We start from the raw sequence: 26,791 nt of genomic DNA on the forward strand, positions 1-26,791 counted from the left end.
CTCCTCCAAATTATCCTAATTGTGATAACCATGTACCTTCTACCAGTTCAAGCAAAAACTGGGTAATACGCGGCATTAGACCAAAGAATAGGATTAAGCCCATGATAATCATAATAGCGCCGCCTATTTTCATGATAATACCACTGTGCCGGACAATCCACTTCGTCGATCCCAGGAAGAAGGTCAACACGAGAAACGGCAGTGAAAATCCGATGACATACATAATTGTGTAAAAAATGCCCTGACCTGGATTACTTGCAGCCAGAAGCAGAATCGATGCAAAAATCGGACCTATACACGGTGTCCAGCCCGCAGCAAAGCCAAGACCAACAAAAAATGTTCCTGCATAACCAACGCTTTTTTTCGAATATTGGAATCGCTTTTCTTTCATTAGGGCTGGAATGTTAATCCACCCTGCCACAAACAATCCCATAACGATAATGAAAATCCCTGCGATGCGCTGTATGAACAGGCCGGAATCACCCATTAATAAGTTTTTGATCCATTCCCCCAAAAAGGATGCGCCAGCACCCAGACTGAGGAAAACCAGTGAGACGGCCAATAAAAAGAATAACGCGTGCATTAATAGCTGGCGGCGGATTTTGGCATTCTTCTCGCCTTGCAGTTCTTTGACACTAATACCCGTGATATAAGACATATACGCAGGGAAAATTGGCAGCACACAGGGCGATAAAAATGACAACGCGCCGGCCCCTGCCGCCAGAAGCATACCTGCAATCAACATCGTATCGGCATCAATTCCACCCATGTTCATCCCTCTTTCTATCCTGAACTAACGCTCTTGAAAAACGTGCTGTTCACTTATGTAATTGCTATAATCAATCTGAACAGTTTAGCCATTTTAATGGTTCCCATCTTTTATCATACAAGGTCTGTGTTAAAATTTGATGAAAAGAATTGTCTATTTTGCAACGATAATATGACAATTCATTATAAGGCCATACTAAAACGATCACAGAAAGAACTGCTGCTTGAATTTTGAGATAAACATTCTCTAAATAATCATAGCATAACTGGAGACTGCGGTCACATGAAGCAGAAACATGCTATAATAAACTAAACCGTTATACGTGTTAAACAGTATTTTGTCACCTGTCATTAAACTACAATGATAAAAGGGAGTCATTTATGAAACGTTCACAGACGAAACATGAAACATTACAACAGACAAATGAGCAAATATTAAACGCTGCCCAGCAGTTATTCATGGAAAAAGGCTATCGCGCTGTGACAACACGGGATATTGCTGCCAAATGCGGCATATCACAGCCTGCACTGTACTATCATTATCCCAACAAACAGACCTTGTACATTGCGATGCTTGAGATGTTTGTTTCGAGTATCCAGTCAAAATTGGAAGCCATTTCTGAAGAAACAACGGCTAAACGCTTAGAAACCATGCTTGAAGTATTGTCAGAGGAGCATCCGACAAGCATCATGATGATGATTCATGATATTTTTGTAGAATTCAGCGAGGATAATCAGCGCTATATTTATTTCCTCTGGAAGCAAACATATTTAGAACCATTCGTTCGTATATTTGAAGAGATGAAACTGGATAACTTATTAAGAGATACGATCACGCCTGATGCAGCTGCACGTTTCTGTTTATTAACCGTCGGGCAAGACATGTCAGCAGGCGGATCCAAGGAGTCGGATTCTCTGACCGGCAGGTATGCCTCGCTTGTTGACCTCATATTACATGGGACACAAAAGCCTGACTAAACCAGCATCGACTAGCGTGTTTTAAACTTAGCAGCAGTTTATCAATTGATAAGTACTCAGCATTATGATATGTTTATAGGCACTTCTTTATAAATGATCTGAGTATGACTTTTTGTATGATTCGCTTATCAAATGATAAATGAATCTGATTTTAAGCAAGGGGGAGGTTTCATGTTCTTAGCATGGAAGGAAATTAAGTATAACAAACTGCGCTACGCCCTGATAATGGGGATTCTGGTACTTGTCTCGTATCTCGTGTTCGTTTTATCGGGACTCGCCAATGGGCTGGAGCAGTTAAATCGGGAGGCTGTTGACAAATGGGACGCAGATGGCATCGTCCTGACAAAGGAATCTGATAAACGACTTCCCCGTTCCACAATGAACGAAGATACTATCAGCAGTGATATGTTTGATGAATCAGCGGCAATAGGTCAGCTAAGTGCGATTGCCAGTGACGGGGATCATAAATCCAATGTCTCGCTCCTTGGTCTTCAGCAGGACGCCTTTATTGCACCTGACGTTACTAAAGGCAAAGCGTTTGCAAAAGAAGGCGAGGTAATTGCGGATGACTCATTACTGGATGAAGGATTTTCGATTGGCGATGAACTAAACATATCATCATCCGACGAGACCCTGACAATTACAGGCTTGACTGATAATGCCCGCTTTAATGCAGCACCGGCTTTATACACAGACTTTGGAACAATGCAGCACGTGCGTTCAGGAGAAGTTCGCGACAGCCAGGGTATGCCGGTTAACGGTTTTGTTGTTCGTGACGATCATTTAGACGATGTTTCAGTTGCAGATGACGCACTGGAAGTTGTGGGTATCCCAACGTTCATTGAGAATCTTCCAGGCTATACGGCACAAAATCTGACGCTCACCTTTATGATTTATTTTCTATTTATTATCTGTGCTGTCATTTTAGCTATTTTCCTATACGTCCTGACGATTCAGAAAATCAGTATGTTCGGGGTTATGAAAGCCCAAGGCATTCCTGGCCGGTACTTGGCCAATTCCGTCATAATCCAGACGTCTCAACTCGCGCTGGCCGGGGTTGTGACCGGTTTTCTGCTGACAATTGTGACCGGATTCTTTTTACCGTCCGCCGTCCCGATCCAATTTGATTATTTAACCATGCTGCTTTACGGAATGGTTTTGATTGCCGTATCAATAGTCGGTACTTTTATTTCAGTCCGGACAATTGCCAAAATAAATCCATTGCAAGCGATAGGAGGTTAAAAGATGCCAGCACTCGAAATGCATAACGTCGATAAAGTTTTTGGCTCAGGCCGTACCGTCGTTGAGGCCTTGAAACAGATTGATTTCACAGCCGAAAGCGGTGAACTGATTGTGGTGATCGGCCCATCAGGATCCGGCAAAAGTACTTTTCTGACAATCGCTGGCGGGCTGCAGTCACCCAGTCACGGTGAAGTGACCATTAATGGACGCAACGTAACACAGCTTACAGAAAAGAAGCGATCACAGATTCGTCTGCAGGAAATCGGCTTTATCCTGCAGGCATCCAATCTGGTCCCCTTCCTGACAGTTGATGAACAAATGGAATTGCTGGATAAAGTAAAGTCACATAATCTTTCTAAAGAGGCTTTGCTGGATGTCTATCAGTCACTGGGAATTGAATCGCTGCGAACCAAGTATCCCTCTGAGTTGTCCGGTGGTGAACAGCAGCGTGTTGCGATTGCCAAAGCCCTGTACGGAGATCCCAGCATCCTTTTGGCTGATGAACCGACCGCTTCGCTGGATTCCGAGCGGGCGTTTGACGTGATGAAAATGCTGCAGGATTTAAGCCAGAAACGCAATAAGACAACACTTGTCGTGACCCATGACACCCGGCTGCTTGAATATTGCGATAAAGTTTATGCGATCACAGATGGTGACATGCATTTGCAGCAGCAGCGTGCCGAGGAGAGCTGATGAGCCTCCTCGTGCTCGCACTCTGGGGTCTCACCGTTGCTTCTCCCCCCCCTCATGTTAACGTCACTCAGCTTTAGAATTAATCATTTCTCTTATGTCTCCTTTTCTCGTATAAATCTGGATTACATATAAATGACATGAACGACGGCATATAACAGCGGAATTGTGATGATACTGAACATACTGGAGATCATTACCCCAATTGAGGCAAAATGGGCATCTGCCGCGAATTTTTGTGCATAAAGCGACATCGTGGGAGCAGAAGGCATACCAGCTGTGAGAACAGCTACCAGAAGCAGCGAAAACGGAACCGAAAACAGGCTGAATGGCAGTAAAAGCAGCGGAATAATGAGCAGTTTTGCCGCCCCTGCCAGCCAGAGATATTTATCTTTCACCATAAAGGCAATGTCGCGATACGTTATGCCGGCGATTAAGCTGCCAATCAAAATCATCGACAAGGGTACGGTCGTTTTTCCGACACTTTCCAATGTGCTGGCTATGAAGCCGGGCCAGCTGACTGGAAGCAGCAAAACCAGCAGGCCGGTTAGCGTAGCGAGTATACCCGGGTTGCGTACGAGCCTTCTCCAGTTCACCTGCTTTTTGTCCTTTGTGAATAAGTAAATACCATATGTCCATATGAGGATAAAATAAATGATATTAAACAGTGTTAAATAAACAATCCCTTCTTCCCCGAAGACTGCAAATATCACCGCAAAACCAATATAGCCTTGATTGCCAAATATGATCAGACCTTCATAAACACTTCCTTTGCGGGCTGACAGATCGGAGTGCCGCCGCATCCATCTGGCCAGACACACAGCCACCAGCAGGATATAAGCTGACATCCCCAACAGTAAAAGAAATTCATTAATCAAAGCATACGAGAAAGGTATAGCCAGGGAGAATAAAATCAAAGCAGGAAGGGTGACATATAATATGAGCTGCGTTAAAACATGATCCGTTGCCTGATTCAATATCCCTGTTTTCCGAACTGTAAAGCCGATGATCCCAATTACATAAAGCTGGATCATTTCCTGCAGAAAAGCCCAGGCTGAATCCATAAATATCACTCCTGTTGTACTGTATGAACCGGAGTGACAAATGGTTTGTTGTCACTGAACAGCAGATTACTGCTTAATCGTCAATAACTGCTAACAGCAGCCAAAAAATAGCGTATACCCCTAAGTAGGCACCGGTGATCAAAAACCAGGGATTTAAAAAAATCGCATGAATATCTGTCATCATGACGGTGCCATTTTTTATAATGTCATGAATCGCCAGTGAAGCGATATCAACAAATATAATGGCGGCCAGAAGCCCTGCCAGATTAAACAGAAACAAGAGCCCGCCCCAGTATTTTTGTGTTACGTACATAACGACGGGCAAAACAATGCTCCCTGCAATCAGAAGCAGTTTCATAGCTGCATCCTCCCTTCGTAATATTTGCGTTTTTTGTAGGATTTCCGTTCACAGGCTGTTAATACAGATGTATAGGATTGCGCTTAAGTGAAAACCTATAGGTAACAGCTCTGGATAGGCTGAAATCATTTAATAATGTTGATACTGGAAGGAGTGCTCACATGAGCCAGCAGGACATAAAAGAAACCGCAGAAAAAATAATCGATGACAGTGCCGTTGGTACGATGGCAACTATTAAACAGAATAAACCGCACTCGCGCTATATGACATTTATTCGCAAAGGTTTAACACTTTACACAGCAACAAGCTCTGAAACACACAAAACAGAGGAAATTAAGGCGAATCCTTATACACATATTTTGCTGGGCTACGAGGGTGACGGATTTGGTGATGATTACGTGGAGTACGAAGGAAAAGTCTCTTTAAGCGATGATGAACATCTTAAACAGGAGTTATGGACTGATTATATGGAAAACTGGTTTAAAGGTCCAGATGATCCCAGTTATATTGTGCTCGAAATCACACCCGTTGCGATAAGGGTCATGAATAAAAAAGGTGTTGAACCCAAAACGGTTGAGCTTTAGCAATCTGATTTGAACGTATGGTCATCTGATTATCTGGAAAAACTAACAGTCACTAACAATCAAGGAGTAGACGCACATGCTAAAATTGGATACAAAGATTGAGGGCAAAAAGGCTTACTTCGGTGATGTATACCGGGCGTTTCGATCGAATGGCTATTCACTTTGTGGGAACTGGGAGTATGACCGTGGAAAATTCGACATGATTCTATGCCGTGAGGATGCTGAAACTATCTATGTCCGGATTCCGTTCGATGTCATCGATGGCGAACTCGACAGCGCTAAAGCCTACTTAGAATTCCGGACGCCTTATGTCATCAAACATGTCGTCAACACTGGATTAGAGTGGGAGGAAAATGCCTTGTTGTCAACAACAGGCTTCAACCAATTCCAGACACCGCTTGACAGAGATGGCAATATTACTGATAAAAGCCGCTGGGAATCAGCTGGCGAGCAAGAAATAGACAGAGTTGTCAATGATTTAGCCATATAACAGGACACCATCCAATCTGTTTGCCTGAGGGAGGCGCTTAGCAGCTGCTCCCTCCTCCCCTTCCTAAATACCTCATCGATCCGAAGAATCCATCAGCCATTAAGATGATGCATCTTTAGCCATCCCCAGCACATCATCTTTTAACTGCTGCAGCACATCATGGCTTGTCTCTAAACTTGTTTCCTTAACCCCAAAATAGAACTTAATCTTTGGCTCAGTTCCAGATGGGCGCAGGCAGAACCAAGCGTCATTATCTAATTTGTATTTGAGCACGTTGGCTTTTGGAAGGGTGATTCTGGCTGTTTCGCCCTTCAGCAAGTCATGACGAAGGTTCGTCTGGTAGTCTTCAGACGCAAGCACGCGTTTGCCGGCGACCGTTTCGGGTGGATGACTGCGAAACGTCTCCATGATAGCGTCAATCCTGCTCGAACCTGTTTGGCCTGTCATCTTTAGCGAAGCCAGATCTTCCTGATAATAGCCATATGCTGCAAAGAGTGCCATTAAAGCCTCGTGAAGTGTCATACCCTGCAGTTTATAGTAACCAGCGATTTCGGCGATCAGCATACTTGCCTGCACCGCATCTTTATCGCGAACAAAATCATGGATTAAGTAGCCGTAGCTTTCCTCATACCCGAGCAAAAACTGCTGTGATTTTGTCTCATGGAACGTTTCAATCTGTTCAGCAATATATTTAAACCCGGTTAAGGTATCAATCGTTTCAATGCCATGGGCGCTGGCAATAGCACGTCCCAGCTCTGATGTGACGATTGTTTTAATAACGGCAGCATTAGCAGGTAGTTCGTCCTTTTGTCTTTTTTGGGTCAGGAGATAGTGCAGCATGAGTGCTCCCACTTCATCACCTGTCAGCACCTGATAAAGCCCGTCCCTGTTTTTAGCGGCAACACCCATCCGGTCAGCGTCCGGGTCTGTCCCGATCAGAATATCAGCGTCGTACCTATCACCATCACGAATGGCCAGTTCAAACGCTGCATGTTCTTCTGGATTGGGTGAGGCGACAGTGGAAAACTCAGGATCCGGCTCTGCTTGTTCCGCTACTGTATACACATGCTTGAAGCCCATCATCTGTAAGCTGTCTTTGACTAATGGGAGACCTGCTCCGTGCAAGGGTGTATAAACAATTCCCAGATCAGTTGCCGCTTTTTGAATCACATCCGGATTTTCTGCAACTGTCTGGAGCTGGCTAAGGTAAGCTTCATCTATATCCTCATCAATCATTTGCAGCAAGCCGCTGTCAGACAAAGTTTCCTTATTAACCGTCTGAACTGCCAGTTCATCCTCGACCGCATTCACCTTCCGAACAATCGCATCAGCCGTTTCTGAAATAATCTGGCCGCCATCAGGCCCGTACACTTTAAGGCCATTGTATTCAGGCGGATTGTGACTCGCCGTGATCATCACACCAGCCGCGGCATGCAAGTGCCGTACCGCGAATGACAGCTCCGGCGTTGGCCGCAATGACGCAAAGACATACGAGCGAATGCCATGATAACCGAGCGTCATAGCTACGTCAAAAGCAAAGTCTCTCGACCTATAGCGGCCATCATAGGCAATGGCCACACCTCTATCTCTGGCCGCATCCCCGTCATCATCGATCCAGCGCGCCAATCCTTCTGCTGTTCTATGGATTGTATAAAGATTCAGCCGGTTCGTCCCCGGTCCGAGCACTCCGCGAATACCACCCGTCCCAAATTCAAGATATTTATGAAAGCAATCTTCCAGTTCGTCTTCCTGACCTGCAAGTGCATGCAGCTGCTCCTTCATATCCTGATCAAGATCCGGCTTGTCCAGCCATCTCTGATAGGCTGCCCGCCAGTCTGTCATACCCGCCATCTCCCTTCATTAGTCGTTTCTGACTGTTAGTTTAACAGAAATCAGCTACTAATTGGGCTGTTCGGGCCCACCCGTCCAGCGAGAAGGTCGAACAGCCCCTATGTGGCCAATCGTAATCAAACACGATGAAAGGCGTTAATACGCGTTAATAACACCGCAGCCTATACGTTTTCCAGCATCGCCTGCCGGCTGTGTACGGTAGTCATCCGGGTTTTGATGAATAATGATGGACTTGCCGGTGACATCGCTGCTTTTAAAACGGTCAGTAAAAAAAGTCATTCTGGCGTGCCCATTATTGGAAAACAACACCGGAAAGTCACCTGCGTGATTACCGTGCGGCTGATCGTCGGGACTCCAATGACCGCCAGCCGACTGGTACGGATCTGAGTTATCCCCGATAGAACAAGCACCATCTTCATGAATATGAAATCCATGCGGACCAATCGGAGCCTGATCGTTTTGAGCTTCCTGATATGATGGCAGTCCCATGACCCTAACACTTACCCTCGTTCCGTTAGGCACATCTGTGAATTTGACATACCCACGCAAATTGGGCGCCAGAGGGCTTCCCTTAATTTCTGCATGGGCTCTTGCATTTGCACTTGTGTTTGCATTTGCGTTGTTTGGGCTTGGATATGGGTTTGGGTTTGGGATTGCATTTCTGAATGGATCATAATGGTACGTTGGATTATAAACATATGGATACATAGGTTCGAACCTCCTTATGTTCTCCATTCTATGCCGTGTTGAGAGTCCTGTGATAGCTGTCATGCTTTAAAAGAAAGGCAATAATTGCAGACAATACAGTATAAGAGCCCCGATCAAAGCAGTCACAGGCAATGTAATCACCCAGGTGACAATCATGCTCTGGGCAACACTCCAGTTAACACCTTTAATGCGATGAGCTGTTCCCACACCCATGACAGCGGTAGAGATAACGTGTGTCGTACTGACTGGCAAATGAACTAAGGTGGCACCGAAAATCGTGAATGCGCCCGTCAAATCGGCAGCCACACCGTTAACCGGCCGGATCTTCATAATTTTGCCGCCAACTGTTTTGATAATGCGCCAGCCGCCAATGGATGTTCCCAGCGCCATCGCGGTTGCACAGCTGACCTGAACCCAGAACGGCACTTCGGTCGACGTACGCATGCCCCCGACAATAAGCGCCATCGTAATAATCCCCATGGACTTCTGGGCATCATTCGTACCATGGGCATAAGATTGCACAGCTGCTGTTAGCATTTGGACACGCCGGAATTGCTTATTGGTTTTAGCCAAGTTGCGATTCTTGAATATAAGCTTAATAATCGAATATAAAATATAACCTACACCAAATGCGACCAGCGGGGACAAGATCAGTCCTTCAACAATCGAAATAAACCCGCCGAACTGTACCGCACCAAAACCATCCGAGGCAATCACTGCTCCGGCAATAGCTCCAATAATAGCATGTGAGGAACTGCTGGGAATGCCAAACAGCCAGGTGATCAAATTCCAGATAATAGCGGATATCAATGCAGCCAGAATCACGGTTGTCCCGTTTTCCAGATCAAATGGATTCGCGATGCCGCTCGTAATTGTCTGCGCCACGCCCGTAAACGTCAGCGCTCCAAGAAAATTCATAACAGCCGCCAGTGTAATCGCAACGCGCGGCGTCAGTGCTTTGGTTGATACAGCCGTAGCAATCGTGTTGGCCGTATCATGAAACCCATTAATAAAATCAAATGCCAGTGCAACTATAACGATCAAAACGACAATCACGAGTAAACTGTTCATAATCGTGCGATACCTCTCATCATGCGTTCTTCATGATAATGCTTTGCAAAATATTTGCGACATCCTCATAATAGTCGGCGATTTGTTCCAGTGTTTCATAAATTTCTTTGTATTGAATGACGGTTATAGCATTCGTTTCCTTCTGAAATAATTCTTTCATGGAATGGCGGTGTAAATTATCACAAGTACTTTCGTAATCTTTTATTTGAATAGCATGCTTTTCCATAGCTTCGAGATTGTTAGCAGCAAGTAATTCCAAGGCTGAACCAATTTCGCCTGCACATTTTTGGATGTAATCTGAAAATTGATCAATGTGGGTGTCGGATGAAAAAATCTGGTGAATGTCCATCAAAGCTGTGAATTCTTCCATACCATCCATGACATCATCAAGACTCATGGTCAGCTGCATGATGTCTTCTCGTTCAATAGGGGTGATAAAAACATGATTAAGATCCCGGAGAATATTATGTACCTTGTCGTCAGCACCCGACTCATATTGTTTCATCGTCGCGGCAAATTCCTGCAGTGTGTCAGCGTCCTGCACTTTAAATTCCAGAAAATAGCTGGTTGCTTCATTAAGATAACGTCCAAAATCGACTAAGTACGCCGCGAATTTGTCAGGCTTTTTATGAAAAATACCCATATCGACCCTCCATACAGGATTACGTAAATACATAATTCGACATGTTCGTCTGCTATTATACGCGATCATGCATGATATTGCACTCTTGAATCCAGTATAAAACAAAAAACGTGCCGAATTCTGACACATGCCGGTCCCCCTTGCATCAGAGACATTTGGGTGCACACGCTATAAACAGATTTTTAGCTAATTTGATCCATATAATTTATTATTGTGTCGGTAACAAATTAGGACAAAAGTGAACCTTCCCAGAAACAGACCTTTTGTCCCAGCTACAGCCAAAAAGCATCGTTCTGATTAAAAGCTGCTTTTTTAGGGTATAGTTGATAAATATATCCCATTCTCAGGAAAGGATGAGAACATGAAAATCTTAGTTGTTGGCGCAAATGGCCAAATCGGAAAACATTTAGTGCAGTCCATTCAGGCCAGTGGCAGTCATACGGCGCGAGCGATGCTGCGAAAACAAGAGCAGGAAGCCGATTTTAAAGAACTCGGTGCTGAAACATATATCGCAGACCTCGAAGGTGAGATTGACGAGATCACCCAAGCCGCTGACGATGTGGACGCAGTTGTCTTTACAGCCGGGTCCGGACCGAAAACAGGGAAAGACAAAACGATCATGGTAGATCTGGATGGTGCAGTTAAAACCATCGAAGCCGCTAAACAGGCTGGTGTGAAGCGCTTTGTAATGATCAGCTCCTTTGATACAACACGCAGGGCTATTCAGAACGCTCCCGATTCGTTTGCTCCCTATGTCATTGCCAAACACTACGCAGACGAACACTTGCGGAACGCTGGACTTGACTATACCATGATCCATCCAGGCACACTGACGAATGACGCCGGTACTGGAAAGGTTCATACTGGAACCGCTGTTGACGCTGCTGACGTCCCGCGTGAAGATATAGCCAATGTGATATTAGAATCGCTCAAAAATGATGCGTCAATTGGCAAGGAATTCAAAGTAATCGGCGGCCAGACACCTATTCAAGACAGTCTGCAGCAGTTATAAAAATGGTGACGGCCTAATCCGAGAAGCCGCTTGCTGCATGTTTATTCGAAACATAATTGGAGGCTAATAATGACACAAGAACAGTTGCTATTAAATGAACGTCCAAACGGTATGCCAGATGACAACACCTTTAAATTCGTGGAAACAAACGTTGGTGAACCAGAAGCCAATCAAGTGTTGTTAAAAACGCTGTATGTATCGGTTGACCCTTACATGCGCGGACGTATGTCCGATACGAAATCCTATGTGGCACCGTTTGAGGTCGGCAAACCCCTGGATGGCGGCATTGTTGCTGAGGTCATTGAGTCAAAGAGCAATCAGCTGCAACAAGGCGACATTGTCAGGAGCAGCCTGCCTTTTCAGGAATATCATGTCCTGGACGCAGACGATGTCAGCAAAGTTAATACAAATGGCCTCAGCCCGAGTGCTGCCCTCAGTATTCTCGGTATGCCCGGATTGACTGCCTATTTTGGCATGATGCATATCGGCGAACCGAAACCCGGTGAGACTGTGGTCATCTCAGGTGCCGCTGGAGCAGTCGGCCAGGTTGCCGGTCAGCTGGCCAAACAAGCCGGTGCACGTGCCGTTGGTATTGTCGGCTCTGAGGAAAAAGCAGCGTACATTACCCAACAACTCGGTTATGATGAGGCTGTTCAATATAAAAAAGGCGATGTAGCGCAGCAGCTGCAGAATGCCTGCCCGGATGGCATTGATGTGTATTATGAAAATGTCGGCGGCGAAATTGGCGATGCTATCCTGCCGCTGTTAAATACATTTGCGCGTGTCCCGGTATGCGGGGCTATCTCATCGTATAATCTAAAGGATGGTGAACAGGATATCGGACTGCGCGTCCAGCCGTTCCTGGTTAAATCCCGAGTCAAAATGCAAGGACTGTTAGTCGGCGATTTCAGTGATCATTTCGATGAGGCTTACGCATTTCTCGCTAAAGCTGTTGCGAATGGTGATCTGACTTATGAAGAAACGATCCAAGAAGGCTTTCACAGCATACCGGATGCGTTTCTTGGTCTGTTTTCAGGTGAGAATATTGGTAAGCAGCTCGTTAAAGTAGCTGATCCATCATAACAAGAAAACACCGCTTGACTTGAGCATTCAGCCGTCAAGCGGTGTTTTTTGTTCTGCTTCACTAGTCATCCTTTGCAGGCTCACTATTATCCTTTCCACTCGTCTCCGTAATGGCACTTGACTTAGTTGAGCCGGTCGGATTGACATGGCCTTTAATCTGCGCCTGATAAGCAGCGATGTCATCCTGATTTTTATCAGCCGGCTTCTTGGGCAGGATCAATCCTTGCAGATCAGATTTATACAAAAAGAAATGCTGATCATCCTCGCCAAGCTTGATAAATTGATCCCAATTGAAATGCGTTATGGTGCCGTCTTTCTCCCGATCGATTCCCTCTTCCGTCAATGTCATGTCACACTGACCAATGATATGCGACAGATCCTGGTTTTGCATCTGACTTTTTGCCCGTGCCATGACTATTTCCACGTATAGCGCAGGAAACATAAACACATAGACCGCCGTAATGACAGCCCCAGCCATAGCCGATGTCAAGGTTACCTGAAATATAAACCAAATAGTTAAAAAAAGCAAAACGGCTGAGATCCATTTAAAATACGTTTTTTTAATATAATGCGTATATGAATGCTTGACGACATGTCGCTGCAAGGCCAGCACGTCGTCAAAGTCAAGCTGGCAGTGGATGGACATCGTATCCCCTCTTTCGTGTTTTAACAGATGGCTTATTTTAAGCTCAAACACCAAAAATGCTAACATGTCTTGTTGTCCTCATATTAAAGAGCATCGTCACAATACCTATTTTGTCAAGTCAATTTTCTGACTCAGGAAATAAACCATCATGCCGCCTATCGTCATCGATAACAGTTCACCCAGAGCTGTTGTCAGCCACGTATAGAAAAAAGGCAAATCAAACAAAATCACAAGCTGAGCGGCAACGGTAAACATAGAGAATGAAAATACAAGCGCCGTCATAACAATTTTCACAATGTCATGTTTGATGCGCCTCGTAAGGAAACGGCATAATAGCAATACCAAGAGGGTTGCTGCAGTACCGATTGGGACGTCAAGAACCCATGTAGGCGACATAAAATTAACAATCAGAACACCCATGGTGACAGCAATTACGTATCGTCTATTGTACAGTGCAAGATAGTTGAACATTTCTGATAAGCGGAGCTGTATCGCCCCAAAACTAACAACAGCCAGAAGAGATGTAAGCGTGACATATAAGGCGGTCACCAGTGCTATTTTTGTCATCTCTGACGCTGATAGAAGTGACGGGTGAAGCGAATAATCAATCGATTTATTCATTTGCAGTATCTCCTTTGTAAAATAGCAAACAGCTATTTTAGTCATAACTGCGGCCAAAGAAGCAGAAGTGCCGCAGTGCTGGGTTCTGACCAGCGATTTAACATTAAATGACAGCACTGTTAGGACTGAACAGACAGCAGACGTATTAGACTGTCCAGCCGCCATCCAGCGGCAGTACTGTTCCGTGCATATAATCCGCTTTAGAGCTGGCAACAAACAGCGTCAGATCAGCTACTTCCTGCGGCATCGCCCATCTGCCTGCAGGCGTCTCATTGGCTACCCAATTCGCCGTTTCGCCCTTTCCGGCAAAGTCAGCTGCATTCATCGGCGTTCGAATCGCGCCGGGTGCAATCGCATTTGTCCGTATCCCGGAGCGGCTGTAATCATAAGAAAGCTGCTTGGTATATCCTATAATCGCATGTTTGGACGTTGTATAGGCTGCTCCACCGCCGCCCGCAGCAAGTCCTGCGATAGAGGCCATATTAATAACAACGCCTGTCCCCTGTTCAAGCATTTGCGGCAGTACAGCATTCGTCACAGTGTACATACCTTTAACATTAGTATCCAGGACGGTATCCCACAACGCTTCGTCCGTATCCAGAGTGGGGGCATAGCCGTCTAACACACCCGCTGTATTCAGCAATATATCAATCGTCTGAAATTGCGACAGGCATTGGTTTACCGCCGCAGTCACGGCCTCCTTGTCAGCGGTATTTCCAATAAAATAGCTGAAGCGGTCTTTATGTAAAGCATCCAGTTCGTACAGACCCTCAGCTTGTTTATCAAATCCAAATACCCATGCACCGCACTCTAGAAATCGCTGTGCCTGGGCTGAGCCAATACCGGACGAAGCTCCTGTCACAAAAACCACTTTACCGTTATAGTCGTCAAACATAACAGCCGCCTCCGTTCATACCATTTCTTTGGACACGTGTCGAGACGTGATAAGCTCTGTGACAAATGCACACCTATCACTTCAATCCCGAGTCATGCGTCAGTCAACCATTTCCCAGTCATCTGCTAATATATCACACACTGCCGGGGTGAACATCGTATAGCCTTCCCCTTCGACGTTAATTAGCATATACGGATTCAGCGTTTCCCCCTCATAAGTGCTTTCGCCGATGAGTTTGACATACTGTTCAGATCCGCTCCAGCCTGTACGAATCACTTTTCCCCCTGCTTTTAAAGATGGCAGTATAGCTTCAAATGTCATGAATTCTTCCCCCCCTTTACTAGATTGAGTATAACACGTCAATGACTAACAGACATCCGCCTTTTGCCCAACATTCTTACCGCATTCTCTTTGAAATTCCGTATATAGATTCATTTTATGGAAATAACTATAAATGACTAGTATCAAAGAAGGTGATCTATATGGCGGATAAGGATACAGAAAATCCGGGACGTCGGAAATTTCTCAAGAACACAGGCATTGCAGCCGGTGGTGTCGTCGGCGGCTCACTGCTGGGTGGATTTCTGACGACCCAATTCACAGATAACGAGTCGACCCAAAAAGAAACTGAGAATAATGAATCAAGCTTCCAGCAAGCCCAGCAATTCTTTTATCGGCCTGAGGATTTTGCAGTGCTGAAAGCAGCTACCGAGCGCATTTTTCCCAAAGATAAAAACGGACCTGGTGCGATCGACCTTGATGTCCCCTACTTTATTGATCGTCAATTGGCCGGATCCTGGGGCATGAACGCCAAAGATTACCGGCAGGCACCTTTTATCAAATATGAAGCGGTCGAGAATGTTAAAGGAAAAGAACAAGAAAGTCTGCCGCCCAATCCTCAAGGTGCCCAAGGACAGGATAAAAAGCTGGAAACAGAGAATCAGCGCCATCAATCCAGACTGACACGCGGTGACATTTTTCTGGAAGGCATACGCAAAATGAATCATGTCAGTCAGAAACGTTTTGAGACATCCTTTGATAAGGCCGATAAAGATCAGCAAATTGCGATAATAAAAGATATCCAAAAAGGCACGATTGCCATGAACGGTGTGGCAGCTGAAAACTTCTTTATCCTGCTGCGGCAGGCAACACTAGAAGGGGCTTATTCGGATCCAATGCATGGCGGCAATAAGAACATGCAAGGCTGGAAAATGAAAGAATTTCCTGGTGCGCAAACGTCTTATGCCAACGTCATCGAACAGGATGAATTTGCAGATTTAAAACCTGTTAGTCTGAACAACTATCAGGGACACTAAGATCTCCAGGGAGGCATCACCATGGTAAAAACGAAAGATAAAGTGGACGCTGTCATTGTCGGTGCCGGCTGGGCCGGCGGTATTATCGCTGCGGAACTTTCCAAAAAAGGCTATCAGGTGGTCGGTTTGGAACGCGGCAAAAAGAAACAGCAGGAAGACTACATAGGCACAAAAGATGAGCTGCGCTTTTCCCGACGGTATGAAATGATGCAGGATCTGACGGAGGAAACCATCACATCCAGAGGTTCTTCTGATCAGACAGCTCTTCCCGTCCGGAATAACGAGAATGCCCTGTTCGGCAAAGATACCGGTGGGGCCGGGGTACACTGGAATGGCGTTAATTTTCGCTTCCTGCCTTACGACTTTGAAATTTACAGTCAGACAGTTGATCGATACGGCAAGAACAAAATCCCTGACGATATGACACTGCAGGATTGGGGTATCACTTATGATGAACTGGAACCCTATTATGGCCAGTACGAGAAAATGGCGGGCATATCCGGTGAACCCAATCCGATTGGTCCCAAGCGCTCAAATGATTACCCGAATCCGCCTATGAAAGATACACCACAAATTCGCCTGTTTAAAGACAGTACAGAGGAGCTGGGATACCACCCCTACCATATTCCGTCGGCTAATGTGACACAGCAATATAAAAATCCCGACGGCCAGACCATTAATGCCTGTGTGTATTGTGCCTTTTGTGAAACATATGGCTGTGATTTCGGCGCTAAAGCTGATCCGATTGTCACTGTTCTGCCGACAGCGCAAAAAACAGGAAACTATGAACTCCGCAATCAAGCCTCTGTCACGAAAGTGCTCCATGACGGCAATCGCGCGACTGGCCTGCAGTATATCGATACCTCGACCGGCCAGGAATACAAACAGCCGGCAGATATTGTTGTACTGGCCGGATTTGTTTTCACGAACACACGTCTCTTGCTGTTGTCAGACATCGCCGAACCCTACGATCCTGAGAACGGTACAGGTATTATCGGAAAGAACTTTACGGGTCATTTTAATAATATTACGTACCTTGGCGCACGTGGCTTTTTCGATGACAAAAAGTTTAATAACTTTGCTGGAGCCGGAGCGCTGGGGGCTACGATTGACGATTTCAGCGGCGATAATATTGATCACAGCGATTTGGATTTTCTGCATGGGTTTGAGATCCAAATACAAACCACTGGTAATCGCCCGATAGAAAATAACGCCGTTCCCAGCGATGTTGAATCATGGGGTGAATCCTTTAAAGATCAATCCCTGTTTTACACGAACCGCAATTTATATGTGAACGCCCTTGCCGGGTCATTGCCATGGACATTTAATTATTTGGACCTGGATCCCACATACGATGATGCTTACGGCAATCCGTTGCTCCGTGTGACGTATCAGTATACCGATCAGGATCGTCAGCTCAATCGCTATGCCGTGAAAAAATGCCAGGACATTATGAAGAAAATGGGCGCGGACACTATTGAGCCTGATGAGATTGCGGATGATGTATCGTTCAATAATTCCTATACAACCGGGCACTTTGGCGGTGGCGTGATTATGGGTGATGATCCGAAAACATCTGCTGTCAACAACTACTCCCAAATGTGGGATATGGAAAACCTGTTTGTTGTCGGCGCGTCATCGTTCCCTCACTTCAGCAATTACAATCCGACTGAAACCGTTGGCGCACTGGCTTACCGCGCTGCAGAAGGTATGGATCAGTACTTGCAGGGTGATGGCGGCATGCTGGTACATGGCACACAGAAAACCAGATATGCTTAACAGTTAGCGGAACACCTGTATAGAAAATCAGTTACAGGAAAATACTGACTATAAAGCGTGAAAAGAAGGTGATTCACATGGCGGACAAAAATACAGAAGATCCGGGACGCCGGAAATTTCTTAAGAATACAGGCATTGCAGCCGGCGGTGTTGTCGGCGGCTCACTGCTGGGTGGATTTCTGACTGATCAATTCATATCAGAAGACACGGAAAAAGAGAGCAAACAGACTGACAATAGACAGCCGGACCGGGCACGGATGTTTTTTAACCGATTTGAAGATTTCGTCGTGCTGGAACAGGCGACTGAGCTCATTTTTCCAAAGGATGATAACGGTCCAGGTGCGATTGAACTGGATGTGCCTTACTACATCGACAGGCAGCTCGCCGGCAGTTGGGGCATCAATGGTGACGATTACCGACGAGGGCCTTTCGCCAAACAACATGATAATCTCGAGTCTGATAGCAAAGCGGACTACGCCAGGGAAAATCGCGGTAAAATCTTCTTAGAAGGCTTGCGGCAAATGAACAGGACAAGTCAGAAACGGTTTGATACCACATTTGACCAGGCCAATGATGATCAAAAAAGCGAGATTATGAGCGACTTGGAGGACGGTAAAATCGAGATGAATACCGTTCCCTCAGATGGCTTCTTCGCTCTGTTAAAACAGGCAACACAGGAAGGCGCCTTCTGCGATCCGTTATACGGGGGAAACAAAAATATGGATGGCTGGCGCATGAAGGATTTTCCGGGCGCTCAAACCTCTTATAGAAATGTCATTGAGAAAGATGAATTTGTCGATATGGAACCTGTCAGCCTGACGGATTATCAAAAGAACAGTTAATAACCGCGGAGGTGAAATAGATGGCTCAAGAGTTAGAAAAAGTTGATGCTGTCATTGTCGGCACTGGCTGGGCTGGCGGTATTGCCGCTGCTGAGCTGACAAAAAAAGACTATCAGGTCGTCTCACTGGAACGAGGCAAAAAACAAACAAAAGATGACTTTGTCGGTACCAAAGACGAACTGAAATATTCAATTCGCTATGAATTGATGCAGGATTTATCCAAGGAAACCGTAACTGCCAGGAGTCATATAGACAACACGGCCCGCCCTGTCCGAAACAATTCAGATGCACGGCTCGGAACGGACACAGGCGGTGCAGGCGTACACTGGAATGGTGTCAGTTTCCGCTGGCTGCCCTATGATTTTGAAATATACAGTAAAACGGTTGAAAAGTACGGGAAAGAGAAGATTCCGAAAGACTGTACCATTAAGGATTGGGGCATAACGTATGATGAACTCGAACCCTATTATGACAAGTTCGAAAAGATGGCTGGCATTTCCGGTGAGGAAAATCCCATCGGGCCTGAACGTTCCGATAAGTATCCGAACCCGCCGATGAAAAATACCATGTCCATTAATCTCTTTAAAGAAGCGACCAAAAATCTCGGCTATCATCCCTACCATCTGCCATCCGCCAACGTGACCGAGCAGTATAAAAATCCGGATGGCGAGACCATTAATGCGTGCATGTATTGCGCATTCTGCGAAGAATATGGCTGTGATTTTGGCGCTAAATCCGATCCGATTGTTACGGTTCTGGAAACAGCTAAAAAATCCGGGAACTTTGAAATTCGCAATGAATCCACGGTTACCGAAGTCATCCACGATGGTAACAAAGCAACCGGGTTAAAATACGTTGATAACGCGAGCGGTGATGAATACATCCAGCCTGCCGATCTCGTCGTACTGGCTGGTTTCACCTTTACGAATAATAAACTATTATTGATGTCGGATATTGGCAAACCGTATAATCCAGATACGCAGGAAGGCATTATCGGTAAAAACTTTACAGGTCATTTCAACAATTTGTCCACCTATATTGGGGCGCGCGGCTTTTTCAAAGATAAGAAGTTTAACCTGGCCATGGGAGCCGGTGCCCTTGGCGCAACGATCGATGATTTCTCCGGTGATAATATGGATCACTCGGATGTTGATTTTCTGCATGGGTATGAAGTCCACTATTTCCAGCTGGGCAAACGGCCGATTGCCCATAATGTAGTCCCGCGAGGAACACCAGCATGGGGTAAAGAATTTAAAGACAAAAATCTGTTTTATCACAATCGCAACTTATTCATTACCCCGCAGACAGGCTTTTTGCCCAACCGATACACGTATATGGATCTTGATCCGACGTATAAAGATGCATTGGGCAACCCGCTTCTGCGTGTGACTGTGCAATATGATGAGCAGGATCGGAAGCGCGCGCAGCATGGCGTGGATAAATGCGGTGAGATTATGAAGGAAATGGGTGCCGACATTATTGACACGGACGGGGTGGCGGATGACGCTACATTTGATCATAAATTTTACACCGATCACTTCCTGGGCGGTGTGATGATGGGCGATGATCCTGACACATCCGCTGTTAACACATACTCGCAAATGTGGGATATGGAAAACTTATTCGTAATCGGCGGTTCGTCCTTCCCGCATAACAGCAACTACAACCCGACTGAAACGATTGGCGCATTTGCCTATCGTGCGGCAGAAGGCATGGACAAGTATCTGCAGGATGGCGGTCTGGTAACGTACGGCAAACAGGAAACCCGGCGCGTCTAATCACATGGTGCCGATAAGGCAAAGCAGCTGATTCTGTCTTCAGAGTCAGCTGTTTTGATGTTGACACTAGGGGATGCCCCATATAAAACATAGAGCACACCGAATTAAACAATGAGGCAGTTGTCATCGCTAAAAATCTTTCGTAAAAAAATCAAATCCGAGTGCTGTGGCAACACCAATAATGATGATCCATAGCAGAATCCCTGCGCCCATCCAGAGGCTCATCGCTCGTTTGGATGCACCCAGAGCCATGCCAATAAAGGCTGAGATATGGGTACCGATTAAAAATGGTCCCAGTAATGCAAGGCCGGGAACGCCATATTTCTGAAAAAACCTTACCGCTCTGAGACTGCCCTTTGAAGATTGTTTTCCTTTTGCCTCACGACGTCTGACATACCAGCGTTTTAATTTATCAAATCCAAAAATGACAACAAGCACTGATAACATATTGCCCGCAAATGCTACCAGCATAACTAAAAATGGCATCATTCCCCAGACAATACCGATTGGCACAACCACAATCACTTCCAGCCAAGGCACCGCTGCCCCTAAAAAAATCAGTAAATACTTATAAAGCAACAGTCTCACCCTTTTAGCGTCATTTTATCTCCCATGATCATACACGATAACAAGATTGCAGGGAAGTATAGCGGTACGGCTGGCGATTATTTCAGATACTAATCACGATAAAAAAAAGCTCAAGTACCGGGCAACAGGCACTTGAGCTGACTGATAGTTTTCCGTCCTAGTCGTTTAGTTTCTCCAGAGTCTGATTATATTCCCGTTCAATCTCTGGATCAGGGGTTGTGAACAGACTGACAACAATCGTTACAACAAGATTCAGGATGAAGCCTGGAAAGATCTCGTATAAGTCAAACAGACCGCCTTCCAGAAGGTCACCCCAGACGATAACTGTCAAAGCACCTGTCAGAATCCCCGCAACAGCACCGGTACGTGTCGCTCGCTTCCAAAACAAAGCCAGAAGAATAATAGGGCCAAATGCGGCGCCAAATCCAGCCCAGGCATAACTGACCAGATCAAGTACGGAACTATCCGGATTGATAGCAATCAATACGGCAAACAGTGCAATGAGCAATGTAGCTAGCCGGCCAACCCAGACGAGCTCTTTATCACTTGCATTTCTGCGGAAAATAGCCTTATAAAAGTCTTCAGCTACAGCTGACGACGAAACAAGCAGCTGAGAGTCAACGGTACTCATAATAGAAGATAAAATACCAGCAATCAGAACACCAGCCACAACCGGATTAAATAATATTTGGGAAAAAGCGATAAAGATTTTTTCCGGATCGCCGAGAACCTGCAGTCCGTCCTCTGTCGTTATTTCAATCCCCAACTGACTCAGCACCGATACGTCCTGAGTACTGATGAAGGCAAGGCCAATAAAACCGACAAAGATCGAACCATACAAACCCAGAACCATCCATGTCGTCCCAATAAATCTAGCCTTCTTAACATCTTTGGGCGATTTTAATGCCATAAAACGTACAATGATATGCGGTTGACCAAAATAACCCAGCCCCCAGGCGAGCGATGATAAAATAGCAATAACACCCACACCCTGAATCATGTTCAAATGGTCTGGGTTAATCTCTCCAACAGCCTGAACTGCTTCATTCCAGCCGCCCATTTGATTTAAAGCTACGATGGGGACGACAATGAGAGCAAGGAACATCAGGATTCCCTGGATAAAATCTGTCCAGGCTACTGCCAGAAAGCCGCCAAATAACGTATACGAAACGACAACCAGCGCACCGATCAGCAGAGCTGCATGATACGGCAAACCAAAAGACGCTTCAAATAATTTGGCGCCTGCTACCATACCGGAGGATGTATAAAATAGAAAAAACAATAAAATAACAAGTGCCGAAATCACTCTTAATAAATGCGACTTATCTTTGAAACGATTAGCCAAAAAATCCGGGATAGTAATTGAGTTATTGGAGACCTCTGTATAAACGCGCAGACGCTTGGCAACAAATTGCCAGTTAAGATAAGCACCCGTTGAGAGTCCAATTGCCATCCAAGCTTCAGATAATCCGGACGCATAAATCGCTCCCGGCAGGCCCAAAAGCAGCCACCCACTCATGTCCGAGGCGCCTGCACTTAACGCTGCGACACCGGGTCCAAGTTTCCGACCGCCAAGAACGTAATCCGATAAATCGCTTGTACGGCGATACATGACAACACCGATGATAAGTAAAAAGATCAGATAAACAATAAACGTTATCAATGTTGACGTTTCCACGTTTAATCCCTCCTTTTACTTCCAAATAAAGTTATGATAGACAGTATTATCAACAATGGCATAGGGACAAATATCCAAAACCATGTTGCTCCAGATATAGCGTATTCCATATTGCAACCCCTTTCATTTTTAGAAATTATAAGATTTCCGCTTCAATAAAAAAATAGCATAGGTTTGGTAAGTTGTGCAATAATCAGTTAAATGAAAAATATTAGACCTTGTAATGTCAAACTTTTCAAAAAACATTTAAAACACGTCACTACTCGAAGCTTTTTTTGTTCAAACGAATCATATCAGTCCTTTTTGACTAAACCCAAAGGTAGATTAAGCCAGGCACATATAACAATTCTATGCGCCTGGCTTAATAGTATGTGTACGCGTCAATTAACTGAACAAACGGTCGATCGTATCAATGGTTTCCTGGGTGAGCTGGATCTCGCCTGCACGTTTATTAGCACGCACTTGGTTAGCCCGTTTTGCGCCGGGAATCACAACATCCAGTGATGGCCGGGAAAAATACCAGGCAAGAACAATATGCGCTACCTCTTCGCCATAGTCATTTGCGATGTCACGCAGCTTGTCCACTTTTTTAATATTTTCCTGAAATGTTTCACCCTGGAAGCTCGGCTTGCTGGCACGGATGTCTGTAAAGGTGGACGTGCTATCGTATTTTCCTGTCAGCAGACCGGACTCCAGCGGAAAATAAGGGATAAACGTCATGCCATTTTCGGCTGTATATGGCAGCATTGCTGTTTCAGCATCACGGTTCAGTAAATTATACTCACCCTGAACGACATCAACATAACCATCCTGATTAGCTTCCTTCAGGTCATCCAGAGAAAAGTTGGATACCCCGATGGAGCGGATTTTCCCCTCATCGCGCAATTCTTTTAATGCGCCAACTGCTTCATATTTCGGTGTGTCCTCATCAGGGAAATGGATGTAGAATAAGTCAATATAATCTGTCTGCAGACGTCGCAGGCTATTCTCGACCTGCTGCTTCAAAAATTTTGGATGATTATTCATCACAACATCGTCGCCAACAAATTCGTGCGCTCCTTTAGTTGCCAGAACGACATCGTCCCGCTTAAAGTCTTTCAGAGTCTCGCCGATCAGCTCCTCGGAACGTCCTTTGCCATAAATATAAGCCGTATCCAGCATATTCATGCCATTCCCGACAGCTTCGCGAACCAATGCTTTTCCTTCTTCTTCATCAAGCATATTCGGATATATATTATGACCGCCAACCGCATTCGTACCAACACCTACTGGATACACACGGATGCCAGATTGACCCAATTGAACTTGCTGATCCATATGAATAACTCCTTTTTTAATAAATCATCCGTCAATAGGATCTTCCACTTTTCTCTGTTTATAAAACATGACGCAATGGTAAATAATAGCGGGGGACCAGCTTGTGAACACCTAAGTGAGAGGTTTGTGATAAAAAATGATTGAAAACGCGAATATTGAGTACAGTCCCAATGTAGACGTTACCATTCAAAATAAGCTGACAAAGGAAGATGTGCAGAAGCTCGATGATTTCTTTAAGGATCAAGTTGCCGACACGGAGAAAATTAACTTGCTGATCACAACCGAAAACTGGGAAGGCATAACTCTGAAAGGGCTGCTGGAAGATTTAAAAGTGATGAAACACCTGACGAGCATCAATAAGGCTGCGCTTGTTTCCGACAGCAAACTTATGGAGGCGGATTCGAAATTGGACCGCCTATTGCCAGGCGTGTCGCTGCAATTCTATACAAAAGATCAAAAGGAAGATGCTAAAGCATGGCTCTCTGAGTAAATTGACAGAAGGCAGGCACATGTACAAGTAAACACGTGCCTGCTGTCTTGCGTTACAATTCTGCTTCCTCAGAGCTCAGGTCATGTTCTTCTATGCTGGTCACCTCATTATCCCCATCAACAAACACAACCCGCGGTTTCATCGCCTCGATTTCCTCATCTGTCATCAGTCCCTGGCTTAAGATAATCACGAGATCATCGACTGAAAACAAATTGGCAGGCGGGCCGTTCAGACAAATCTGTCCTGATCCATCCGGTCCAGGAATTGCGTACGTTTTCCATCTGGCAGCATTCCGTATATTGGCGATCTGTACCATTTCATATGGTATAATATTGGCTTCTTTCATGAGTTTGCGATCAATCGTGACACTGCCGACATAATCCAAATCGGCTTCTGTGACGGTCGCCCGATGAATTTTTCCTTTACACATAAATCGTTGCATGAAAAGAACCTCCTAATTGATGACTTTCGTTTTGACCCAGCTCCGCCTGATTTATTCCGTCAGTCTGATAAATTCTTCAGCGTCTTCAGCCATGATGCGGATACCGCCTTCCCAGAAAGCTTTATTGGTAAGATCAACGCCTAAATGCTTGAAAGCGAGATTTTCCACAGTCATCGAGCCTGTATCCTGCAAAAGGGCAATATACTTATCTTCAAAGCCTTCCGGATGTTTCAGATATTCCGCATAAATTCCCAGGCTGAATAAAAAGCCAAATGTATAAGGGAAATTATAAAATGGCACATCATCAAAGAAAAAGTGCAATTTACTGCTCCAGAAATGCGGGTGATAGCTGGCCAGGGAATCACCATATGCTTCCTTCTGCGCATTGACCATTAATTCATTGATGCGCTTTTCCGAGACAATGCCCTTGGCCCGCTCCGTATGAAAAGCATCTTCAAACAGGAAACGTGTATGAATATTTAAAAACATTGCCGTTGCATTTTCCAGTTTCGTATCCAGCAGTGTGATTTTCTCATCTTTGCTCTCAGCTTTAGCAAGTGTTGCATTCGTAATAATCGTTTCCGCAAATGTGCTGGCTGTTTCCGCGACGTTCATCGCATATTCCTGATTTAACGCAGGCAAGTCTTTCATGACATAGCTGTGAAAGGCATGCCCTAATTCGTGCGCCAGGGTGCTTGCATCACTCGCAGAACCGGTGAACGTCATGAAAATGCGTGACTCTTCCCACTCCGGGAGCTGTGCACAATAACCGCCGGGACGCTTATTCGACCGGTCTTCCGCTTCCACCCAGCGGTTCTCCAGTGCATGCCGGGCAAACGCTGACAGTTTTGTACTAAAGCTGGCGAAATGATTAATTACAAATTCACAAGCTTCATCAAACGTGAACGTCATCGGCTGAACACCATTAATGGCGACGGGTGCCTCCACATCCTGCCAGCCGAGTTTATCCATACCGAGGACGCTTGCCTTGCGGTTAAGAAAATCAATAAACGGCTGCTTGTTCTCTTCAACAGCTGTCCACATGGCATCCAGCGTTTCCTTAGTCATCCGATTGTACTCCAGTGGCTCTTCTAAGTGACTGCCGCGATTATGCGCCTTCTGCAAGGTCAGCCGGTAGCCATCCAAATGGTTAAGGATGTCGGCAAAAATCGGCGCGTATTTGCTCCAGGCAGCTTCCCAATTATCAAATAACTGCTTGCGCACGTCAGCATCGGGATCCGTATACATCCGGTTCATTGCCTGTCCCACTGACAATTCCGTTGTTTCCCCGTTTTGATCAGTGAAGGGGATCGTCATGAGTGAAACAACCGTGTCATAAAGATTGCTCCAGCCAGCCAGACCATCCTGATTCAAGTCGGCAATAAGTTTTTCCTCACCGTCAGACAGCAGTCGCTCGCCCTTGCTGCGAATCTCATTCAACGCAAACGCTCTCTTATTGAGTGATTCATCTTCCAGCAATGCGTTCCAGTCCGCATCTGGTATCGCGACCAATTGTTTTGTAAACGTATTGGAAAGCTTTTGCATCTCACTCTCTAAATCCATAATCTGACCCATTACGACATCAGCATGCTCATCATCCATATACGCATCATGATACATTTGTACAAAGGTCGCAGCCTGTCCGATCCCTTTACCGATCGTCTCCTGCTGCCCGAGAAGCACTTTTAGTGACTCGGCGGCAGGGTTATCGCTCAGGCTGTAGTCATCAAGCATTGTCTGATAAACAGTAATGTCTTCCTTTATAGCCGATAGCTTGGTTTGCAGTTCTTCTGACTTGGTTCCCCCTGGAAAAATACTGTCCAGATCCCATGTCTCTGGGTAATTCATGACTGGTCA

The 26,791-nt window shown here is 45.5% G+C and carries 28 protein-coding genes; 12 read left to right on the top strand and 16 right to left on the bottom strand.

Annotated features, from left to right (window positions below):
• Positions 1 to 10: 10 nt before the first annotated feature.
• Complete coding sequence (locus tag ACFQU8_RS03920) at positions 11 to 769, bottom strand: cytochrome c biogenesis CcdA family protein (RefSeq protein ID WP_382357867.1); 759 nt, start codon at positions 767 to 769, stop codon at positions 11 to 13.
• 380 nt (positions 770 to 1,149) lie between these two features.
• On the opposite strand from ACFQU8_RS03920, the gene ACFQU8_RS03925 reads away from it, so the two are divergent.
• The 3 genes from ACFQU8_RS03925 to ACFQU8_RS03935 all read left to right on the top strand — a co-directional run bounded on the left by ACFQU8_RS03925 (position 1,150) and on the right by ACFQU8_RS03935 (position 3,681).
• Positions 1,150 to 1,746 (top strand): TetR/AcrR family transcriptional regulator, encoded by a 597-nt coding sequence (locus ACFQU8_RS03925; protein WP_382357868.1) that lies wholly within the window; start codon positions 1,150 to 1,152, stop codon positions 1,744 to 1,746.
• A gap of 171 nt (positions 1,747 to 1,917) precedes the next feature.
• Complete coding sequence (locus ACFQU8_RS03930; protein WP_382357869.1) at positions 1,918 to 2,988, top strand: ABC transporter permease; 1,071 nt, start codon at positions 1,918 to 1,920, stop codon at positions 2,986 to 2,988.
• A gap of 3 nt (positions 2,989 to 2,991) precedes the next feature.
• The gene (locus tag ACFQU8_RS03935) at positions 2,992 to 3,681 is read left to right on the top strand and encodes an ABC transporter ATP-binding protein (RefSeq protein ID WP_382357870.1); all 690 of its coding nucleotides are present in this window, start codon (positions 2,992 to 2,994) and stop codon (positions 3,679 to 3,681) included.
• Between the two features lie 122 nt (positions 3,682 to 3,803).
• Here ACFQU8_RS03935 and ACFQU8_RS03940 read toward each other — a convergent pair whose 3' ends face one another.
• Entirely contained in the window at positions 3,804 to 4,742 is a 939-nt protein-coding gene (locus ACFQU8_RS03940) for an AEC family transporter (RefSeq protein WP_382357871.1), read from the bottom strand.
• 73 nt (positions 4,743 to 4,815) lie between these two features.
• On the bottom strand, positions 4,816 to 5,100 hold the full coding sequence (locus tag ACFQU8_RS03945) for a transposase (RefSeq protein WP_382357872.1): 285 nt from the start codon (positions 5,098 to 5,100) through the stop codon (positions 4,816 to 4,818).
• 161 nt (positions 5,101 to 5,261) lie between these two features.
• On the opposite strand from ACFQU8_RS03945, the gene ACFQU8_RS03950 reads away from it, so the two are divergent.
• Together ACFQU8_RS03950 and ACFQU8_RS03955 are read left to right on the top strand one after the other, a co-directional pair.
• On the top strand, positions 5,262 to 5,684 hold the full coding sequence (locus tag ACFQU8_RS03950) for a pyridoxamine 5'-phosphate oxidase family protein (protein ID WP_382357873.1): 423 nt from the start codon (positions 5,262 to 5,264) through the stop codon (positions 5,682 to 5,684).
• 76 nt (positions 5,685 to 5,760) lie between these two features.
• A complete protein-coding gene (locus tag ACFQU8_RS03955; RefSeq protein WP_382357874.1) occupies positions 5,761 to 6,174 on the top strand; it encodes a YugN family protein in 414 nt (137 codons plus the stop codon).
• Between the two features lie 99 nt (positions 6,175 to 6,273).
• Here ACFQU8_RS03955 and ACFQU8_RS03960 read toward each other — a convergent pair whose 3' ends face one another.
• The 4 genes from ACFQU8_RS03960 to ACFQU8_RS03975 form a co-directional block, all read right to left on the bottom strand.
• A complete protein-coding gene (locus ACFQU8_RS03960) occupies positions 6,274 to 8,016 on the bottom strand; it encodes a phospho-sugar mutase (protein WP_382357875.1) in 1,743 nt (580 codons plus the stop codon).
• A 144-nt stretch (positions 8,017 to 8,160) separates the two neighbouring features.
• Entirely contained in the window at positions 8,161 to 8,796 is a 636-nt protein-coding gene (locus tag ACFQU8_RS03965) for a superoxide dismutase family protein (protein WP_382357876.1), read from the bottom strand.
• 3 nt (positions 8,797 to 8,799) lie between these two features.
• On the bottom strand, positions 8,800 to 9,804 hold the full coding sequence (locus ACFQU8_RS03970) for an inorganic phosphate transporter (RefSeq protein WP_382357877.1): 1,005 nt from the start codon (positions 9,802 to 9,804) through the stop codon (positions 8,800 to 8,802).
• A 19-nt stretch (positions 9,805 to 9,823) separates the two neighbouring features.
• Complete coding sequence (locus ACFQU8_RS03975) at positions 9,824 to 10,441, bottom strand: DUF47 domain-containing protein (RefSeq protein WP_382357922.1); 618 nt, start codon at positions 10,439 to 10,441, stop codon at positions 9,824 to 9,826.
• Between the two features lie 367 nt (positions 10,442 to 10,808).
• Between ACFQU8_RS03975 and ACFQU8_RS03980 the strand changes: the two genes are divergently transcribed.
• Both ACFQU8_RS03980 and ACFQU8_RS03985 read left to right on the top strand, forming a co-directional pair.
• Complete coding sequence (locus ACFQU8_RS03980) at positions 10,809 to 11,459, top strand: SDR family oxidoreductase (RefSeq protein ID WP_382357878.1); 651 nt, start codon at positions 10,809 to 10,811, stop codon at positions 11,457 to 11,459.
• 69 nt (positions 11,460 to 11,528) lie between these two features.
• Positions 11,529 to 12,542: an NADP-dependent oxidoreductase gene (locus ACFQU8_RS03985; RefSeq protein ID WP_382357879.1), complete on the top strand. Its 1,014-nt coding sequence runs from the start codon at positions 11,529 to 11,531 to the stop codon at positions 12,540 to 12,542.
• 61 nt (positions 12,543 to 12,603) lie between these two features.
• Here ACFQU8_RS03985 and ACFQU8_RS03990 read toward each other — a convergent pair whose 3' ends face one another.
• The 4 genes from ACFQU8_RS03990 to ACFQU8_RS04005 all read right to left on the bottom strand — a co-directional run bounded on the left by ACFQU8_RS03990 (position 12,604) and on the right by ACFQU8_RS04005 (position 15,025).
• Positions 12,604 to 13,254 carry a YcxB family protein gene (locus ACFQU8_RS03990; RefSeq protein WP_382357880.1) on the bottom strand — a complete coding sequence of 217 codons (651 nt, stop codon included), beginning with the start codon at positions 13,252 to 13,254 and terminating at the stop codon, positions 12,604 to 12,606.
• Positions 13,255 to 13,293: 39 nt separating this feature from the next.
• Positions 13,294 to 13,809 carry a QueT transporter family protein gene (locus tag ACFQU8_RS03995; RefSeq protein WP_382357881.1) on the bottom strand — a complete coding sequence of 172 codons (516 nt, stop codon included), beginning with the start codon at positions 13,807 to 13,809 and terminating at the stop codon, positions 13,294 to 13,296.
• A gap of 145 nt (positions 13,810 to 13,954) precedes the next feature.
• Positions 13,955 to 14,704: a 3-oxoacyl-ACP reductase gene (locus tag ACFQU8_RS04000; protein WP_382357882.1), complete on the bottom strand. Its 750-nt coding sequence runs from the start codon at positions 14,702 to 14,704 to the stop codon at positions 13,955 to 13,957.
• 99 nt (positions 14,705 to 14,803) lie between these two features.
• A complete protein-coding gene (locus ACFQU8_RS04005; RefSeq protein ID WP_382357883.1) occupies positions 14,804 to 15,025 on the bottom strand; it encodes a DUF2829 domain-containing protein in 222 nt (73 codons plus the stop codon).
• A 161-nt stretch (positions 15,026 to 15,186) separates the two neighbouring features.
• Here ACFQU8_RS04005 and ACFQU8_RS04010 point away from each other — a divergent pair, with 161 nt between their 5' ends.
• The 4 genes from ACFQU8_RS04010 (at position 15,187) to ACFQU8_RS04025 (ending at position 20,419) form a co-directional block, all read left to right on the top strand.
• Positions 15,187 to 16,020: a gluconate 2-dehydrogenase subunit 3 family protein gene (locus tag ACFQU8_RS04010; RefSeq protein WP_382357884.1), complete on the top strand. Its 834-nt coding sequence runs from the start codon at positions 15,187 to 15,189 to the stop codon at positions 16,018 to 16,020.
• 21 nt (positions 16,021 to 16,041) lie between these two features.
• Positions 16,042 to 17,799 (top strand): GMC family oxidoreductase, encoded by a 1,758-nt coding sequence (locus tag ACFQU8_RS04015; protein ID WP_382357885.1) that lies wholly within the window; start codon positions 16,042 to 16,044, stop codon positions 17,797 to 17,799.
• Positions 17,800 to 17,876: 77 nt separating this feature from the next.
• Positions 17,877 to 18,641: a gluconate 2-dehydrogenase subunit 3 family protein gene (locus ACFQU8_RS04020; RefSeq protein ID WP_382357886.1), complete on the top strand. Its 765-nt coding sequence runs from the start codon at positions 17,877 to 17,879 to the stop codon at positions 18,639 to 18,641.
• Positions 18,642 to 18,661: 20 nt separating this feature from the next.
• The gene (locus tag ACFQU8_RS04025; protein ID WP_382357887.1) at positions 18,662 to 20,419 is read left to right on the top strand and encodes a GMC family oxidoreductase; all 1,758 of its coding nucleotides are present in this window, start codon (positions 18,662 to 18,664) and stop codon (positions 20,417 to 20,419) included.
• 129 nt (positions 20,420 to 20,548) lie between these two features.
• Here the strand turns inward: ACFQU8_RS04025 and ACFQU8_RS04030 are convergent, their stop codons facing one another.
• The 3 genes from ACFQU8_RS04030 to ACFQU8_RS04040 all read right to left on the bottom strand — a co-directional run bounded on the left by ACFQU8_RS04030 (position 20,549) and on the right by ACFQU8_RS04040 (position 24,002).
• Entirely contained in the window at positions 20,549 to 21,007 is a 459-nt protein-coding gene (locus ACFQU8_RS04030; protein ID WP_382357888.1) for a small multi-drug export protein, read from the bottom strand.
• Between the two features lie 157 nt (positions 21,008 to 21,164).
• Positions 21,165 to 22,685, bottom strand: a complete 1,521-nt coding sequence (gene putP / locus ACFQU8_RS04035; RefSeq protein ID WP_382357889.1) for a sodium/proline symporter PutP — start codon at positions 22,683 to 22,685, stop codon at positions 21,165 to 21,167.
• A gap of 384 nt (positions 22,686 to 23,069) precedes the next feature.
• Entirely contained in the window at positions 23,070 to 24,002 is a 933-nt protein-coding gene (locus ACFQU8_RS04040; RefSeq protein ID WP_382357890.1) for an aldo/keto reductase, read from the bottom strand.
• A gap of 136 nt (positions 24,003 to 24,138) precedes the next feature.
• Here ACFQU8_RS04040 and ACFQU8_RS04045 point away from each other — a divergent pair, with 136 nt between their 5' ends.
• Complete coding sequence (locus ACFQU8_RS04045) at positions 24,139 to 24,492, top strand: SpoIIAA family protein (RefSeq protein WP_382357891.1); 354 nt, start codon at positions 24,139 to 24,141, stop codon at positions 24,490 to 24,492.
• Between the two features lie 52 nt (positions 24,493 to 24,544).
• Here the strand turns inward: ACFQU8_RS04045 and panD are convergent, their stop codons facing one another.
• Both panD and ACFQU8_RS04055 read right to left on the bottom strand, forming a co-directional pair.
• Positions 24,545 to 24,934 carry an aspartate 1-decarboxylase gene (gene panD / locus ACFQU8_RS04050; protein ID WP_382357892.1) on the bottom strand — a complete coding sequence of 130 codons (390 nt, stop codon included), beginning with the start codon at positions 24,932 to 24,934 and terminating at the stop codon, positions 24,545 to 24,547.
• Positions 24,935 to 24,985: 51 nt separating this feature from the next.
• Entirely contained in the window at positions 24,986 to 26,782 is a 1,797-nt protein-coding gene (locus tag ACFQU8_RS04055) for a M3 family oligoendopeptidase (RefSeq protein ID WP_382357893.1), read from the bottom strand.
• Between the last annotated feature and the right edge of the window lie 9 nt (positions 26,783 to 26,791).

Source organism: Lentibacillus kimchii (assembly GCF_042666895.1).
Taxonomy (GTDB): Bacteria; Bacillota; Bacilli; order Bacillales; family Amphibacillaceae; genus Lentibacillus; species Lentibacillus kimchii.

What these genes read in the sequence shown, in the direction of transcription:
- ACFQU8_RS04045 (WP_382357891.1), top strand. Translation starts at nt 24,139, where the DNA reads ATGATTGAAAACGCGAATATTGAGTACAGTCCCAATGTAGACGTTACC.
- ACFQU8_RS04010 (WP_382357884.1), top strand. Translation starts at nt 15,187, where the DNA reads ATGGCGGATAAGGATACAGAAAATCCGGGACGTCGGAAATTTCTCAAG.
- ACFQU8_RS03925 (WP_382357868.1), top strand. Translation starts at nt 1,150, where the DNA reads ATGAAACGTTCACAGACGAAACATGAAACATTACAACAGACAAATGAG.
- ACFQU8_RS03960 (WP_382357875.1), bottom strand. Translation starts at nt 8,016, where the DNA reads ATGACAGACTGGCGGGCAGCCTATCAGAGATGGCTGGACAAGCCGGAT.
- ACFQU8_RS03995 (WP_382357881.1), bottom strand. Translation starts at nt 13,809, where the DNA reads ATGAATAAATCGATTGATTATTCGCTTCACCCGTCACTTCTATCAGCG.
- ACFQU8_RS03950 (WP_382357873.1), top strand. Translation starts at nt 5,262, where the DNA reads ATGAGCCAGCAGGACATAAAAGAAACCGCAGAAAAAATAATCGATGAC.
- ACFQU8_RS03985 (WP_382357879.1), top strand. Translation starts at nt 11,529, where the DNA reads ATGACACAAGAACAGTTGCTATTAAATGAACGTCCAAACGGTATGCCA.
- ACFQU8_RS04055 (WP_382357893.1), bottom strand. Translation starts at nt 26,782, where the DNA reads ATGAATTACCCAGAGACATGGGATCTGGACAGTATTTTTCCAGGGGGA.
- ACFQU8_RS03935 (WP_382357870.1), top strand. Translation starts at nt 2,992, where the DNA reads ATGCCAGCACTCGAAATGCATAACGTCGATAAAGTTTTTGGCTCAGGC.
- ACFQU8_RS03955 (WP_382357874.1), top strand. Translation starts at nt 5,761, where the DNA reads ATGCTAAAATTGGATACAAAGATTGAGGGCAAAAAGGCTTACTTCGGT.
- ACFQU8_RS03970 (WP_382357877.1), bottom strand. Translation starts at nt 9,804, where the DNA reads ATGAACAGTTTACTCGTGATTGTCGTTTTGATCGTTATAGTTGCACTG.
- ACFQU8_RS03965 (WP_382357876.1), bottom strand. Translation starts at nt 8,796, where the DNA reads ATGACAGCTATCACAGGACTCTCAACACGGCATAGAATGGAGAACATA.
- ACFQU8_RS04040 (WP_382357890.1), bottom strand. Translation starts at nt 24,002, where the DNA reads ATGGATCAGCAAGTTCAATTGGGTCAATCTGGCATCCGTGTGTATCCA.
- ACFQU8_RS03990 (WP_382357880.1), bottom strand. Translation starts at nt 13,254, where the DNA reads ATGTTAGCATTTTTGGTGTTTGAGCTTAAAATAAGCCATCTGTTAAAA.
- ACFQU8_RS03940 (WP_382357871.1), bottom strand. Translation starts at nt 4,742, where the DNA reads ATGGATTCAGCCTGGGCTTTTCTGCAGGAAATGATCCAGCTTTATGTA.
- ACFQU8_RS03920 (WP_382357867.1), bottom strand. Translation starts at nt 769, where the DNA reads ATGGGTGGAATTGATGCCGATACGATGTTGATTGCAGGTATGCTTCTG.
- ACFQU8_RS03980 (WP_382357878.1), top strand. Translation starts at nt 10,809, where the DNA reads ATGAAAATCTTAGTTGTTGGCGCAAATGGCCAAATCGGAAAACATTTA.
- ACFQU8_RS04015 (WP_382357885.1), top strand. Translation starts at nt 16,042, where the DNA reads ATGGTAAAAACGAAAGATAAAGTGGACGCTGTCATTGTCGGTGCCGGC.
- ACFQU8_RS04005 (WP_382357883.1), bottom strand. Translation starts at nt 15,025, where the DNA reads ATGACATTTGAAGCTATACTGCCATCTTTAAAAGCAGGGGGAAAAGTG.
- ACFQU8_RS03930 (WP_382357869.1), top strand. Translation starts at nt 1,918, where the DNA reads ATGTTCTTAGCATGGAAGGAAATTAAGTATAACAAACTGCGCTACGCC.
- ACFQU8_RS03945 (WP_382357872.1), bottom strand. Translation starts at nt 5,100, where the DNA reads ATGAAACTGCTTCTGATTGCAGGGAGCATTGTTTTGCCCGTCGTTATG.
- ACFQU8_RS04000 (WP_382357882.1), bottom strand. Translation starts at nt 14,704, where the DNA reads ATGTTTGACGACTATAACGGTAAAGTGGTTTTTGTGACAGGAGCTTCG.
- ACFQU8_RS04020 (WP_382357886.1), top strand. Translation starts at nt 17,877, where the DNA reads ATGGCGGACAAAAATACAGAAGATCCGGGACGCCGGAAATTTCTTAAG.
- panD (WP_382357892.1), bottom strand. Translation starts at nt 24,934, where the DNA reads ATGCAACGATTTATGTGTAAAGGAAAAATTCATCGGGCGACCGTCACA.
- ACFQU8_RS04025 (WP_382357887.1), top strand. Translation starts at nt 18,662, where the DNA reads ATGGCTCAAGAGTTAGAAAAAGTTGATGCTGTCATTGTCGGCACTGGC.